The organism is Vibrio furnissii CIP 102972, from assembly GCF_000176175.1.
Lineage (GTDB): Bacteria > Pseudomonadota > Gammaproteobacteria > Enterobacterales > Vibrionaceae > Vibrio > Vibrio furnissii.
Genome location: NZ_ACZP01000012.1, coordinates 79,871 through 95,207 on the forward strand (window position 1 = coordinate 79,871; position 15,337 = coordinate 95,207).

Genomic DNA, 15,337 nt, shown 5'->3' on the forward strand with positions numbered 1-15,337 from the left:
TTAGTTTAAGCGTAATAACTGATTCCATCACGCTTTGATGCCACATTCAAATCAAGTTTGACGTCTGTATCAATATTTTCTTCACCGCCAAAGTGCTCATTGCCTGCCGATTGACCAGACTGGCCGCCGCTTCCCGCCGCATAGCGCTGTTGCTGCCCCGAGTTCTGTTGCTGCACCGACGTATCCGCCAGTTGCACGCCTTGCTGGGCAAGCATCTCTCTCAACCTTGGCATCGAGTGTTCTAGCACATCACGCGCCTGTTGGTTTGAGACGGTAAATTGCACGTTTGCACCATCGCCATGCATGTTCAGGCGAATGTGCAAGCGGCCCAATTCGGGGGGATCAAGACGAATGTCAACATGCTTTAAGTTTTTCGACATCATGACCTGCACGCGCTCGGCCATTTCATCGGCTGTCATTTCTTTGCTCAGTTGCATCGGCACCGATTGCGGCTGCTGCACTTGCTCACCGCGCAGGTTCTGCGTCACGTTTAAGCCTTGCTGACCCGCCGCAGCGGCCACTTGATGGGCGAAATGGCCATCACTACCGGTGCTGCCCTTCACATCCTCAATGCCACCCAGCCCTTTGGTTTGCAGCGCCGCTTTCAGCATCGCTGGGGTAAGAGACTCTGCTTTGCCCGCGAGCTCAGCATGCAGCATGGGAACGGCGTGGCTTGCCCCTGGCGCGGGATGCGCTGAAGGATGGGCAGCATCGGCTTGCGCTGCGGGCTGACCTTGCGCCGCTAACGCGTGTTGGGTCTGCTGTAATGAAGACTGCGCTTGCTGCTGTTGAGCCGGTGTTGCATGCTGCGCTCCCGACGCGAGGTGCGCTGACATTGCTGATTTGGCTTTCGTACCATCCTCATCGCTCACGTCATCTAACGGCGCATGATGCGCCTGATCGGCATTGGCTTTTGCCCACGGCATTGCCGCGGCTTCCATCGGTGACAGTGGCTGACTGTTTGGATCCGTTGCGCCATCTGTCGGTCCGGTTTGGGTCTGAACGGCCATGAGCGCCGCCATGTCACTGTCGCTCAATGCATGGGTATTTTTGTTCGCTTTGGCTGCTTTCAACTCGGGTGACACGTCATCTTCTGCGACCGAATTAGAGACCTGAAGGCGCTGCGCTTGCAACGCCTGAAGTTCATCCTCACTCAACGATTCAAGTGCGGGATCTTGCTTGGCTTGAAGCTGCGCTAACGCATCATCAGTTATCGCATCGGCCTGCACCTTGCCACCACTGCTGGCTTGTTCAGTGGCAACCGAGGCGGCCAGCTCACTTGTAGGAACCGTCTGAGGCAAACTCTTGCCGTTGTGCTGAGACAAAGCTTGATTCGCTTGTTGCAGCCGACCGAGCAACGCGCCACCGTCGCTCATCGCCTGAGCCGTTTGGGCGGACGTTGCAGCGTTAGCTTTGTTCGCATCGCTGGCGACAAAACGTTGTAAATTCTTTGGAATTTCAGCACGTTGCTTTGACGCATTCGCACTGTTGGGTTGATTTTGATTGGCTTTGCTACTGTCGGCAGGCTTGCCTTGTTTGAGCACGGCATCGGTGCTGGTCGCAGCTGTATTTTTGGCGGCTGCACTTTTCGCGGGATCAGCACCGGGGGTGGCAACTGGCGTCACTTGACCCGCACTCACTGATGGCGTGCCCACCTTGGTGTTTGCATTCGCGTTTGCGTTTCCAGTGCCAACACGCTGACCTTCCGCATTAGGTGTCGCGCCAAAGAAAAACGCAGACAACTGATCCAAAAAGCTCCCGTTGTCTCCGGCGTCACCCTCTTTAACGCTTTGTCCAGCAACGCCTTTAGTCACCGCGGTGACTTTCGCATTATCAACTGAAGAGGTGGAATTGACGTTCATATTCACTTAGCTCGCATTTCGTACTGCATCAAACGCTACCGCAAGACCGGCTGTCAGTAGCACAGAGTTTTCAAACTTATTGCGTATCGTTTTGCAAAAAACACGCCAATTCCATCTAATCCATAAGGAAATTAGCGAAAGTTGGAATCAGTACGACGTCGGTTAAAGCTGAGTGTTGAAAATTCATCCATCAGCTTCTGTTCACGTTTTTCTTGCAGGCGAGCTTTTTCCGTGTGCTTCTTCTCAATCAGCCATTCGTAGGAGCGGCGCTGCTTGCGCACTTCCATCCAATGCTGTTCACAGTTCTCGACCTGAGTTTTGAAGTGCTGCTCGGCATTGCGCTGTTTGGCCAGTGTTTCATCGAGCTGCGTTAAAAAGCGGTTCAAGTGGCCATATTGGCTAGCGGTTAACCCGGCTTGACCGCGCTCCACCAGTTGCTGGCAATATTCAAGTCGATATTGCTCAATCTGCTTTAACTGATGGTAGTAACCATCTAGCTCACTGCGCGCTTTACCAAGCGCCATCACAGCTTTGTCTTCGTTGTCTCGTGCTTGATCAAGCAAAAACTCCAGCGCGTTATCCATTCACTTACCCCAAACTCAAGACGTTTTTCAGCATGCTTACGCACATCTCATACGGCACGGAATCTTTCATGCCCTGTTGCAGGTAGTTGTCCAACTTTGGTTTCAAGGTAAAGGCACTGTCGATGGCCTGATCGGTGCCCGGCTTGTACGCGCCAATCGACACCAGATCTTGGTTCTTGCGGCAAATAGACAGAATCTGACGCACGGCTTTTGACATCAGAACATGTTCATCGGTGGTGATTTGCGGCATGACCCGGCTGACGGATTTCTCGACGTCAATCGCAGGGTAATGACCAGCATCGGCCATTTCACGCGAAAGCACGATGTGACCATCGAGGATCGCTCGCGACGCATCGGCAATCGGATCTTGCAAATCATCGCCTTCGGTCAGCACGGTAAAAAATGCGGTAATTGAGCCTTGATGCGGGCCACCGTTACCGGCACGTTCCACCAGCGCAGGCAGTTTCGCAAACACCGATGGCGGATACCCTTTGGTCGCGGGCGGTTCACCGACCGACAGCGCGATTTCACGCTGAGCCTGAGCGAAACGGGTCAACGAGTCCATCAGCAGCAACACATCCAAACCTTGATCGCGGAAATACTCCGCAATGGTCAGGGCCGTTTGGCACCCTTTCAAGCGCATCAGCGGTGACGCATCGGCAGGCGCCGCAACCACAACAGAACGTTGCCGGCCATCGACGCCTAAAATTTCTTCAATAAATTCTTTTACTTCGCGGCCACGTTCACCAATCAGCCCGACCACCACCACTTGCGCTGTGGTGCCACGCGTCATCATGCCCAGCGTGACCGATTTACCCACACCGGAACCGGCAAACAGCCCGATACGTTGGCCTTTGCCAACGGTCAGCAGCCCATTGATCGCTTTGATGCCCACATCGAGCGGCTCGCTGATCGGTTTACGGGCCAGCGGGTTAATCGGCTGCGCATTGAACGAGGCGCGTTGGTCGGTATAAATCGGCCCCAGCCCATCAAGTGGATTGCCCACGCCATCAATCACGCGCCCGAGCAGTTCCATGCCCACCGACAAACCTGCTTCTTCAGTGAGCGGTGTCACTTTTGCACCGGGCAGGACACCCGTGATCTGTTCACTCGGCATCAAAAACAGACTGTCCCCAGAAAAGCCCACCACCTCCGCTTCCATTTCACCGGACATGGTTTGCACTTTGCACAGCGAACCTATCGGCGCTCGACAGCCAGTGGCTTCAAGCGTCAGCCCCACCACGCGAATTAACTTACCGGACGCCACTGGGCGACTGGTGAGTCCTTCGGTTTTGTACTGCGCTAAACGATCCGCCAGTGCCAGCATTATTCATTACCTTGTTGATGACGATTGGTGCCACAAAAACTGTGTAGCACGTTGCGAATGCGCTCTTCCATGCGGTAGTTCACACTCGATTCCGCCGCTTCAATTTGCACATCGCCTCGGTTGAGCGCGGGCTCATTGACCAACGTCCAGTGACGCTGCTCCAGCTCTTGCTCGCCGTACGCTTGCTTGATGATGTCGCCATCGTCTGGATTGAGTTTGAGCGTGATGGCGTGGCCTGCAATCGGCAGCGCTTCAACAGAAGCTTTGACGGTGTCGAGGATGACTTGCGGATTGGTCTGCACTTCAACGTGCACCACTTCTTTCACCAGCGTCAGTACCATGTCCACCAGCTGTTTTTCCACCTGCGCGTTCATCAGCTCCAGTGGCTGCGCAAACTGATTGGCTAGACCGACGAAGGTATGTACATGCTCTTCAATCACCGATTGACCCGCTTGCAGCCCTTCGTCTTTCCCGGCAACCAGTCCTTCTTCATGGCCAGTCTGAAAACCGGCCTCTTTGCCTTGTTCGAATCCTTGCTGATAGCCTTCGGCTTGTCCCTGCTCAAGACCTTCCTGATGGGCAAGCTGCTTGATCAGTTCGATGTCTTGCTCAGTCAGTTGAACCGGCTCTTCATTCTCCGGTTCATCAAAACTCGGCATCCAGCTGGGATCGTAGTTCATCGCCGTTTCACGAGCGTGTTTATGCGTTTCCGCGCCATAGTCTGGCAGCCCCCACTTTTTCGGAGGCTCCACTGTGTTATCCGACCCTAAACGAATAAAACCGCGTTTTCTATCACCTGACATGGTTCACATCCTACCCAAAGATAAAAAGGGCCCGCTGATTCAGCTGGCCCTTGGCATTACAAGAATTCGTCTGCCCCGCCAGACAACATGAGTTCTCCGTTGTCGGCCATTCGGCGGGCAATCGCCAAAATTTCTTTCTGCGCCGCTTCCACATCGGAGACCTTGATGGGCGGCATCGCCTCGAGGTCGTCTTTCATCAGTTCAGCAGCACGTTTCGACATGTTCTTGAAGATCTTGTCGCGCAGCGTATCGTCGGCGCCTTTGAGTGCTTTTTGCAGCACATCTTGAGGCACATCGCGTAGCAGTTTCTGAATCCCTTGATCGTCGACTTCGACCAAGTTCTCGAATACAAACATCAGATCCTGAATCTGCGTTGCCAAGTCTTCGTCTTGGTCGCGCATCTGGTCCATCAACACACCTTCGATGTTGTTGTCCAGGTAGTTCATGATATCTGCGGCTGCTTTCAGGCCGCCAATTTTCGCAGCTTGCGCGCCCGCTTGACCAGCGAACTGTTTCTCCATGATTTCGTTCAACTCCGCCAATGCCGATGGTTGAACTTCTTCCAAGTTGGCAATTCGCATCATCAAATCAAGGCGATCCCGTTCAGAGAACTGCGCCAGAATCTCGGCGGATTGATCCGGTTCGAGGTACGACAACACGATGGTTTGAATTTGCGGGTGCTCGTTGACGATGATACTCGCCACCTGACGGGGATCCATCCACTTGAGCGAGTCCAGACCTTTTGAGCCGGTACCGAGCAGAATTTGATCCACCAAGTTATTGGCTTTGTCTTCACCCAGAGCGGCGATCAACGCATTACGCATGAAATCTTCGCTGCCCATACCGATATTGGTGTACTTCTGAATATCTTCCAAAAACGCGCGGTGCACGGCACTCACTTTGTCTTGGCTTAAATCTTTGGCGCGGGCCATGGCACTACCCACGCGCTGAACCTGTTTCGGTTCTAAATGACGAATAATACCCGCGGCATCTTCTTCATTGAGGCTGAGCAGCAAAATGGCAGCCCGCTCTTCGCCGGGAATATTGGAAATATCAACCGATGATTCGACCACTTCACCACCATCTTTTTTTACGATTTCGTTAGGCATTTTGCATCCAGTTCTTCACAACTTGAGCCGCCAATTCAGGCTCGTTGGCCACCAGAGCACGTACTGCTTTCAGCACATCCTCATCCTTGTGTAGATTTGGCAGGTCGATGCCTGAACCAAATTCGAACAGCTCGCCACCTTCAATGTCTGAGCCAATCAGGCTGGTTTCACCATCCGCACCGATAGGCAACCCATCCGGTCCGTACAGTTGTTCGTCGTCTTCTGCCGCTGGGTTGAGCAGTTTCTTCAATGCTGGACGCACCAGCACCAACACCACCACAATAATCACCAACGCACTTGCCAACCAACGAATCCAATCGCTGAAGTTCGGGTTATCCCAAATCGGCACATCCGCCAATTGGTCCATCTCCGGCTCAGCAAACTGCATGCTCAGCACATTCAGCAAGTCGCCACGATTTTCATTGTAGCCAACGGTGCCGATCAGCACCTGACGAATCGAGTTCAGTTCACTCTCGCTCAGTGGCGTATAAGTCACTTCACCGGTATCAGCGTTAACGCTAGAACGGTTCTTCACCGCGACCGCCACGGTTTGACGGTTAATCACCCCGGTTTGTTTGCGTTCATGACTGATGGTGGTATCCAGCTCAAAGTTACGCGTGGCTTCTTTGTGCACGGAGCCTTGCCCCATCACCGAACCATCTTTCATCTGCGCCACATCTTGCGGAATCGACGCATCTGCCGGCGGTTGGTTACTTAGCGCACCCGGCACGCCAGCAACCACGTTACCGTTGTTGTAATCTTCCAGTGTGTATTCACTACGAGTGGCAGGTGTGTTCGGATCGAAGCGCTTGCGTGTTTGTTCAATCGCACTGAAGTCGAGTTCAATGTCCACCTGCGCGGTGTAGTTGCCTAACCCCAAAATCGGAATGAGGACTGAATCAATTTTGTCACGCAGGTTTTGCTCTTGTTTGCGCTCCAGCTCTTGCTCTTTGCGACGAGCAGCCGAGACCGGATCTTGCGAGCCTGAGCTCAGCAGACGGCCGTGTTGATCGGTGACTGTGACACGCGTCGGCGTCATGCCCGGTACGGCACTCGCCACCATATCAACGATCGAATCGACTTCTTCTTGTTTGAGGTTAGAGCCTGTGCGCAGGGTTAAGAAGACCGACGCGGAGGCTTCTTGATTATGACGCACAAACACGCTCTGTTTTGGCAACGCCAACAACACACGTGCTTTGTTCACTTGACGCATCTCTTCAATGGCTTTGCCGAGCTGACGCTCGCGGCTCAGTTTGAGACGCTCTTGCTCAAGGCGTTGAGACACACCAAAGCCCATGTCTTGCAGCAGAATGTCATCTCCCGCTTGACGAGACTGGTTAAGCCCGGCGCGAACCATGTTGAGTTTGATGCTGTTGTAATCGCTGTTCGGCACCAGAATGGTATTGCCGTCCAGTTTGTAGGTCTGTTTCTGTTGGTCGAGATAATCCAACACTGGGATCAGTTCTTCGGTTTCATAGGCGCCTAGGGGACGCATTTCTGGCTCTTTGACCCAGAAAAAGAGCATCACAATCAAAGCCACACAGATCGAAATCGACAGCACCAGCACGATCTGACGCAGCAGGTCGAGATCGCCCATGGCAAAATCAAGTTTGGAGGAGCTTTTTTCGTCTAAATCCGGGTTTTGCGCACCACCGTCAAGGTCGGTGCTGGACACCAATCCATGTTCACCGCCGTTAGACAGTGCCAGATCCGTCGTTTGCTTATCGTCAGCCACAGTTCACACCCTACACTTACACTGGCATGTTCATCAGTTCTTTGTACGCTTCAACAAGCTTGTTGCGTACTTGAATCGTGGCTTCAAAGGCCACACTCGACTTGTTGCGGGCGATCATGACGTCCGACAGGGAAACCCCTTCGTCCCCACGGTCAAAACGCATCTGTAAATCGCTGGAAGTTTTTTGCAGTCCGTTCACATTATTGATGGCTTGAGTGAGCATATCGCCAAAGTCAGCGCCAACTTTTTGTCCTGTTGCTGCCGGACGACTGTTGGCCGCTTCCACCATCATCGCCTGCATTTCGCTTTGTATGCCGTCTAGTCTCATCATTACCTCTGATGCCAATTCTTTGACTCAAACCATTCTCTGTGTATGAATGCAGCAATTACTGTGCCACACTCCGTACGACTGCCGTTAACCCGGAATATCGATTCCCGCATCGCGCATTTTAGCTAGTTTGTAGCGCAATGTGCGAGGACTAATCCCCAGCTTTTCAGCCATTTCTTTGCGGCGGCCGTGACATTCCACCAAGGTTTCCATGATGATGGCGTATTCCTGATCGCGCAGCTCACCCCCCAGGCCCGCGCCCGTGTTGATGGATTTGGCAAAATCAACGTCCGCCACCGGTTTGATTTCTGGCGTGGCAACGTCTCCCGTTTCCACCACCCGTTGCAAACTTGACGCATCCTGCCAATCAAGCCCTTCCAACAGAATGTGCTCTTGGTCGATGTTGTCTTGTTCACTCAAAATCAGCGCGCGCTGAATCACGTTGTCGAGTTCACGCACGTTGCCCGGCCAGTTGTAGCTCAGCAGTTTGGCAATCGCTTGAGGCGACACGGTAGGCACCGCCAACCCCAGTTTCTTACAGTGACGTTCCACCAGATGATTGGCCAGCGGCTCGATGTCCCCTTTGCGCTCACACAATGCAGGCCAAGCGATGGGGAACACGTTCAAGCGGTAGTATAAGTCTTCACGGAATTTATTTTCTTGCACATACGCTTTGAGATCGCGGTTACTGGTCGCCAGCACACGCACATCCAGCTTGATGCTCTTGCGGCTTCCTAGGCGTTCCACTTCGCGCTCTTGCAGCACACGCAGCAATTTGGCTTGCAGGTTTAAGTCCATTTCGCTGATTTCATCGAGCAAAATCGTCCCGCCCTGCGCCTGTTCAAATTTGCCCGGACAAGCTTGCACCGCGCCAGTAAACGCGCCTTTTTCGTAACCAAACAGCGTGGCTTCGAGCATGTTGTCTGGAATCGCCGCACAGTTGATGGCGACAAACGGGCCATCTTTGCGTGGTGACGCGTTGTGAATGTAGCGAGACATCACCTCTTTGCCTGAACCACTTGGGCCCAGCACCATCACGTTGGCATCGGTTTTGGCCACTTTGTCGGCCAGCAGCAGTAACTTTTGGCTTTTCTCATCCGCCACCACCGCATCGCCGTTGTCGTCGGATTTCACCGGCGCGTAGCGACTAACCATGTTCAGCAGCACTTCTGGCGCAAACGGCTTGGCCATGTAATCAATTGCGCCCTCTTTCATCGCCGAGACCGCATCTTCAATGTTGGCGTAAGCGGTCATCAGCAACACTGGCAAATTAGGCCAATGCTGTTTGATGTTGCGCAGCAGCGCCAAACCACCCATACCCGCCATCTGCACATCAGACACCACGATATCCACTGGATAAGTTTTCAGTTTCACCAAAGCGTCTTCGGCGCAATCGGCTTCCAGCCATTCATAGCCAGCCAGTGCCAAGGTATCGACCAGAGCTTCGCGTAAACCTTCGTCATCTTCAACGATCAGGACTTTGCTTTGAGCCATCATCATTCTCCAGTGTCTGATTGAGAAATAGGTGATTGACGTTCCAGAGGCAGACACATGGTGAAACATGCGCCATCCCCCGGTTCAGAAATCAATTCGAGGCGGCCGTCGTGTGCACGACAGACCATTTGTACCACGGCCAGACCAAGTCCCGTGCCCTGAGAGCGGGTGGTAAAGAATGGCTCCATGATTTTTTGTTGGAGCTCTTTCGCCACGCCGGGGCCGTTGTCCTGCACCGAAATTTTGAGTTCGCCGTTGACCGGACGGAAAAACACGTCGATTTGCGCGCCCTTGCCAACGATTTGGATCGCGTTCATGACGAGGTTACTCAACGCGGAGGCAATCGCATTGACGTTGCCCAACAAAAGCGTCTCTTCCTGCTCCACTTCTTGACCATAATCGATGTGGCTGTTTTTCACCGCCGTTTCGATCATCGGCATGAATTCGGTCACCAAATCTGCGATCGTAAACGGCTTAATTACTTTGTTGTCACCACCTTTGGCAAACAACAGCATGTCATTGACCTGCTTTTCCAAGTCATGCAGACGGTCGAGCAATTTGGTCTGAAAGCGATCGCGCGTCGGCTGCGGCAAATTCGGAGTCGATAAGTTGGCGGCGTAGAGCATCGCACTCGACAGCGGGGTACGCACCTGATGCGCCAAAGACGCCACCATACGACCCAGCGATGACAAGCGTTGCAGATCGCTGATGCGCGATTGCAGCAGACGCGTTTCGGTCAGGTCCGTAATCAAGATCAGTTGTCCGGTCGCCGAGGCTGAAATCGCCAAACGCACTTTGCGTCCGTTACGCAGTGAGATTTCATGCCCGTCATCTTCACGCGGCGCAAATGCCGCTTGAATCACGGTGTACCAACGTTCGCCGACCAGTGGCACTTCCAATAAACGGCGTGCTTCCGGGTTGGCTTCGCGCACAATGCCTTGCGTATCTAGCAAAATCACGCCCGCGGGCATCACATCCAGCACTTGTTGGTAGCGCTCGACCTGATGTTCTAATGAGTCTAAATGTGAATGCTGCTCTTGCGCTGCGTCTTCCATCGTCGAAAATCTGCCTTTAAATACAACAATAGCCTGACACGCAAGATACATGCCAGGCTATTTCTATTTATTTTCAATTACTTATCGCAATGACAATAAATTGACTCACCAATTGTGAGGTTTAAATCAACGTTGCATGTTGTATTTGCGCATTTTTTCAACCAGTGTCGTGCGGCGCATACCCAGCATGTCTGCGGCGCGAGCGACGACACCGCCTTGCGCTTCTAACGCCTGATTAATCAGGTTCACTTCCAAGTCAGCCAACAGCTCTTTCAGGTTGACCCCTTCCGGTGGTAACGACTGCGGCGCATCCAAACGACCATTGAGTTCTTCTTCCTGATCGAAACTGAATTCTTCCGAGAAGATATCCGACAGCACGTCGCGTTCTTGCTCTTCAACGGAGCTGAAACGGCTCGGCTCGGGTTGGAATTCGGGAATGTCGCTGTAACGGTACTTGGTTGGCAGATGGTTCACATCGACCAAGCTGTTCGGATACAAGATCACCATGCGCTCGACAAGGTTTGCCAATTCACGCACATTACCCGGCCAATCATGTTCCATCAACGAGTTAATCGAACGTGGCGTAAAGCAAATCGGCAACCCGCCTTCCGCTTCCAAGCGCGTCATCAGCTCTTGCAGCAACAACGGAATGTCTTCTTTACGCTCTTTCAGCGCTGGCATTTCAATTGGGAACACATTGAGGCGGTAGTAGAGATCTTCGCGGAAACGTTGGTCTTCGATCATGGTTTCCAGATGGCGGTGCGTCGCGGCAATCACGCGGACATTGGCTTTGATGGTGGTGTTGCCACCGACACGCTCAAAGCAACGCTCTTGCAGTACTCGCAGCAGTTTGACCTGCATGCTCATCGGCATGTCACCGATTTCATCCAAAAACAGCGTGCCACCCTCAGCCAGTTCAAACCGACCTTTGCGTGACGTGATCGCGCCCGTAAACGCGCCTTTTTCGTGTCCAAACAGCTCGCTTTCTAGTAGCTCGGCCGGAATCGCGCCACAGTTGATCGGCACAAATGGCCCATTACGACGAGAAGAGTGATAGTGAATATTGCGCGCAACGACTTCTTTACCCGTGCCCGATTCACCCAGAATCAGCACGTTCGCTTCCGTCCCGGACACTTGTTCAATCAAATGACGCACTTCTTGAATGCCGTGGCTCTGACCGACCAGACTACGAAATAAGGTGTTTTTGCGGGCGGTTGCCAGCACGTGAATGCCTTTACGCCCTAAGAATTCTTTGCAGTGTCTCAATGCTTCGCTCAGCTGCGGGTAATTGAGCGGAAAATCCAACTCACCCACAAACTGCGGGAATTCTTCCAGAGAGTATGGCTGCTTATTCGCCATTAAAAGTGGAATGTGATTGGCCTTTGAAAGAGACTCAGATAGTGATTCAGGCAACGCCTGAGATTGAATCGAACCAAGAATGCATCCAGCCCACACAGCAGACCAGTCAATCTGATCCAACTGAGAAGACTCAATCACCTCACATTGCTCTCCTACAAATTCTAATATGGTACTGAGACTCAGACGAATAGACGGATCGTCCTCGCTCACAAGTAGTTTTGCTAAACCTTGCATAGGTGAGAATATTTGCCTTAATTCTGGGATGTTGTGGTTGCACCTTTGAAAATCATCGACAGGCCTTTGATATTTTAATATTCGCCTGACTAAACGATAGACAATCTGTGGAATTCAGCAACAAAAAAGCCACTCGGCTAGTTAGTGGCTTCTATTCTATTTAATTAAAAAAATAAGGCAACCAAGCAATTAGCTGGTGTGATGTTAGTTATAAGTTTCAGAAATATCTCACAGTCCCACTTCTGAAGCGGTCAAATTGTGATACTCCGCCGGGATCTGATCCCAAGCCGACTTAATCTCACGAATAATGTCGATCACATCATCCAATAGCTGCGGTTCATTCTGATGGTTTGCTGCCGTGATCTGCGTGATCATGAACTCGTACAACTGATCGAGATTTTGCGCGATATCGCCGCCATCATCCATCGAAAGGCAGCTACGTAGGCTGATAATGATATCTAACGCCTTACCAAGACGTTCACCTTTCGCCGGGATGTTGCCCTGCATCATGGCCGCTTTACCCTGAATCAAACGCTCGATAGCACCGGCCATCAGCATTTGCACGATTTTATGCGGTGAGGCCGCACTGAGCTGGCTATCCACTGATACTTTTTTGTACGCCTGTAAAGAACCACGCATAGTCTTCCTCTTTATAAAAACTTTTTGTATTGCTGAACTGATTTATTACCGTGGCGATATTTATGAAGCGTTTTGCCTATCGCGGCGGTTTTTAACTGCATCAATTCAACAAGATGTTGTGTATCTTGAACGGCATCACGCCACTCATTGGAACGCGCAAAGCCCGGATGCTCTGACACGTAGGTCAGAAGCTCCTGCAATAACTGTTCTCTTTTATCGACCAGCGCGGTAATTTCTTCACTGTTTATGTCATCAACTGCAAGCTTTTCTTTCATTTGGTGATTCAAATCACACAATGCTTGAAGTGTATTCATCATCTTACTGGCCCAATGCGTTCATCATGCTCGCCAGTTGCGACTGCATTTTGCCGGTGGCATCCTGCATGGCCGAAAATTTGGCATGGGTCCGTTTTTCCAACGTGTCCATGCGGCGGTCAAGCGCCAGTTGGTCGTCCGATAAACGGCGTGTCTGATCACCCAAACTTTTTTCACGCGTGCGAATCGAACCGGTCACGCCCGTCATACTCTGAATCGCATCTTCAACACGTTTGGCAAAGCCGCGATTGCCGCCAAAGAAATCACCCAGCTTGGTGAAGTTATTATTCAGCTGGCGATTGAGCATATCATAATTGATTTCCAGCGTCCCTTGACGGGTTGTGGTGATGCCAAACTCAGTCAGGCTTTTGATCTCGTCCGGCGCTTGCTCGATCGCCGATGAAAAGACCGCTTTCAAACGCGAATCGGCACTACGCACAATGCTGTCACCCGCCAGCGGGCCAGCGGCACCGGTGCGCGGATCCACGCTGCTCAGTTGTTTGCTGATTTGGAAGAACTGGTTATAGGCCGCGACAAACTGTTCGATGTCGTCACGCACGCCATCGCGATCGTATTCAATCCCAATTTCTGCTGGGCGTTCACCGGTGTTGGTTTTGCTTTTGAGGGTCAAATCGACGCCGTCAATCGCATCTTCAATCACGTTGTTCTCGCTGGAAAGTTTTGCCACACCGTCGAGCAAGACCAGTGAATCTTGCCCCGCTTGCACTTGCGTCATCCCTTGATACGTATCAAACGATTCCTGCGCAGCTTTCAGTTTGGCTTGCACCGCTTCCGCTTTCTCAATCGCTTCGCGCTCTTGCGGCGACATCTTCGCACGTTCAGCCTGCTTAGCCTCTTCCGGCGTCATTTTGCCGCTTTTCACCGCTGCATCAATCGCCGCTTTCTCTTTGGCCAATTGTGCATCCAGCTTCGCCTGTGCCTCTTTGGGCGTGACATACGAATCGGTCAGCGTACCGGAAGCCGTATTGTTCCAACCGGGAACATCTGGCGCTTTTTCGCGCGCTTTGGCATCCAGTTCGGGTTCCGGCTCTGAATAAGAATCGAGCAAAGTGCCGGAGGCGGTTTCTGTCCAGCCGGGAATGCGATCTTCGGGTTTAAGGTATCGATTGACCTGAGACCCCGCCACCGCGGCTGCTTTCAGCGCAGCATCGGGTAATTCGCCCGGGCTGCCTTCGGGTTTTGGTTCGCCATCGGCTGCATTTTGCGCGGCCTGGTCGATGTGCTCCGCCACAGATTGATCCACCTCACGGGCGGCATCGCCGATCTTCTCTGCCACTTTAGCGGCAATTTTTTGCTGCTCCGGCGTGAGAGGGGCAAGGAGTTGCTGCGCTTCCGCGCGTGCTTTTTCTAAATCTTTGACTCGGTCTTCGAGCGTTTTGTATTCCAGACGTTTTAATGCATCACCGGGCTGAGCTTCTGCGCGCAGACCAATGCGATGTTCTTGTCCGGATAAATTGGAAGCCACAATCAGACGCGGGCCGTCAACGTCGTTGATGACGGAGGCGCGCACACCTGGGTTGGCTTTTTCGCCGTTGATGCCGCGAACGATATCAATCAGCTTGGAATTGGCATGTACATCGACATGAAAGGATTTGTTGCCTAGCGAAATATGCAGCTTACCCGGCCCAAATTGAGCGTCTTCCGGAAACACCTCAGACGCCAACTTATGGCTCTGAGCAAGCTGCAACACATCGACGGCGTATTTGCCCGCAATGGCATCGGTGGTCGCGGTCGCTGAGACGGCCTTGTCGTCAGAAGTATCGACTTTGCGCGCAGCAAACGCCTTCTCCTGACGAAAGTTCGTCATCAGATTTTTCATCGTATCCAGCGACTCTCTGAGTCTGCCGTAGGCACTGATGCTCGAATCAATTTCGGTTCGCTTATTGTCAATGCTTTGCTGCTTAGGCACACGCTCCGCATTCACAATTTTGCTGACCATTGAATTGATATCAAAGCCAGTGTTCATCCCCATTGGGCCTAAACTCATCCAATCACCTCAAAAAATACGATTACGCCTTCACCACTAACAGGCCCGATTTATGGTTCTGTTCCTTGGCGAGACGCCGCAATACTTCAAGCATTTCCTCTTCTGGGATCTGACGAATGATGTCGCCGGTTTTGGCTTCATAAATCGTCACCACTTCGCGTCCAGATTCTTCATCTACTCTGAACGCCAGCCCCTTGTTGATCGAATTGACGAAGTCGTTCATTCGCTCAACAATTTTCGCGCGTTGCTCCTCGTTGACCCGTTCCCGCTCGCGAGATTGTTCAACGGCAGCTTCCAGCATTTGGTTCTGGCTGCGTTTCAGCTGTTCAGTCGCGTGCTCCGACGTTTTTTCTGTGCGTCGCACGGGACGGTAGTCTTCCCTTGAATCAGAAGCGCTTTTCACGCTTTCGTTTTCTGAAGCAAGTTTAATGCCACTTTGCGAGCCGTAAGGCTGGATGTTCGATGTGTAGGATGGTACTTCCATAA

General features: G+C 52.3%; 14 protein-coding genes. All 14 read right to left on the reverse strand.

The features are described 5' to 3' along the window. Positions 1-5 precede the first annotated feature (5 nt). A complete protein-coding gene (locus tag VFA_RS03085; RefSeq protein ID WP_004724653.1) occupies positions 6-1,862 on the reverse strand; it encodes a flagellar hook-length control protein FliK in 1,857 nt (618 codons plus the stop codon). A gap of 131 nt (positions 1,863-1,993) precedes the next feature. Continuing rightward, positions 1,994-2,446, reverse strand: a complete 453-nt coding sequence (gene fliJ / locus VFA_RS03090; protein ID WP_004724655.1) for a flagellar export protein FliJ — start codon at positions 2,444-2,446, stop codon at positions 1,994-1,996. A gap of 4 nt (positions 2,447-2,450) precedes the next feature. Continuing rightward, on the reverse strand, positions 2,451-3,773 hold the full coding sequence (gene fliI / locus VFA_RS03095; protein ID WP_004724657.1) for a flagellar protein export ATPase FliI: 1,323 nt from the start codon (positions 3,771-3,773) through the stop codon (positions 2,451-2,453). Then, on the reverse strand, positions 3,773-4,576 hold the full coding sequence (gene fliH / locus VFA_RS03100) for a flagellar assembly protein FliH (RefSeq protein ID WP_004724659.1): 804 nt from the start codon (positions 4,574-4,576) through the stop codon (positions 3,773-3,775). Before fliH ends, fliI begins: the two co-directional genes overlap by 1 nt. Positions 4,577-4,632: 56 nt before the next feature. Beyond that, the gene (gene fliG, locus VFA_RS03105; RefSeq protein ID WP_004724661.1) at positions 4,633-5,685 is read right to left on the reverse strand and encodes a flagellar motor switch protein FliG; all 1,053 of its coding nucleotides are present in this window, start codon (positions 5,683-5,685) and stop codon (positions 4,633-4,635) included. Beyond that, complete coding sequence (gene fliF / locus VFA_RS03110) at positions 5,678-7,420, reverse strand: flagellar basal-body MS-ring/collar protein FliF (protein ID WP_004724662.1); 1,743 nt, start codon at positions 7,418-7,420, stop codon at positions 5,678-5,680. The genes fliG and fliF overlap by 8 nt, the downstream gene beginning before the upstream one ends. Before the next feature lie 16 nt (positions 7,421-7,436). Further along, entirely contained in the window at positions 7,437-7,748 is a 312-nt protein-coding gene (gene fliE / locus VFA_RS03115) for a flagellar hook-basal body complex protein FliE (RefSeq protein WP_038150871.1), read from the reverse strand. An 87-nt stretch (positions 7,749-7,835) separates the two neighbouring features. Further along, on the reverse strand, positions 7,836-9,242 hold the full coding sequence (locus VFA_RS03120) for a sigma-54-dependent transcriptional regulator (RefSeq protein ID WP_038150805.1): 1,407 nt from the start codon (positions 9,240-9,242) through the stop codon (positions 7,836-7,838). Positions 9,243-9,244: 2 nt separating this feature from the next. Beyond that, complete coding sequence (locus VFA_RS03125) at positions 9,245-10,297, reverse strand: sensor histidine kinase (protein ID WP_004724669.1); 1,053 nt, start codon at positions 10,295-10,297, stop codon at positions 9,245-9,247. A gap of 126 nt (positions 10,298-10,423) precedes the next feature. Then, positions 10,424-11,890: a sigma-54 dependent transcriptional regulator gene (locus VFA_RS03130; protein WP_038150807.1), complete on the reverse strand. Its 1,467-nt coding sequence runs from the start codon at positions 11,888-11,890 to the stop codon at positions 10,424-10,426. 228 nt (positions 11,891-12,118) lie between these two features. Continuing rightward, positions 12,119-12,529, reverse strand: a complete 411-nt coding sequence (fliS, locus tag VFA_RS03135; protein ID WP_004724672.1) for a flagellar export chaperone FliS — start codon at positions 12,527-12,529, stop codon at positions 12,119-12,121. Between the two features lie 11 nt (positions 12,530-12,540). Next, positions 12,541-12,846, reverse strand: a complete 306-nt coding sequence (locus tag VFA_RS03140; protein WP_014204621.1) for a flagellar protein FliT — start codon at positions 12,844-12,846, stop codon at positions 12,541-12,543. Position 12,847: 1 nt separating this feature from the next. Next, on the reverse strand, positions 12,848-14,851 hold the full coding sequence (gene fliD, locus VFA_RS03145; protein WP_004724675.1) for a flagellar filament capping protein FliD: 2,004 nt from the start codon (positions 14,849-14,851) through the stop codon (positions 12,848-12,850). A 22-nt stretch (positions 14,852-14,873) separates the two neighbouring features. Next, positions 14,874-15,335: a flagellar protein FlaG gene (flaG, locus tag VFA_RS03150; protein ID WP_004724678.1), complete on the reverse strand. Its 462-nt coding sequence runs from the start codon at positions 15,333-15,335 to the stop codon at positions 14,874-14,876. Between the last annotated feature and the right edge of the window lie 2 nt (positions 15,336-15,337).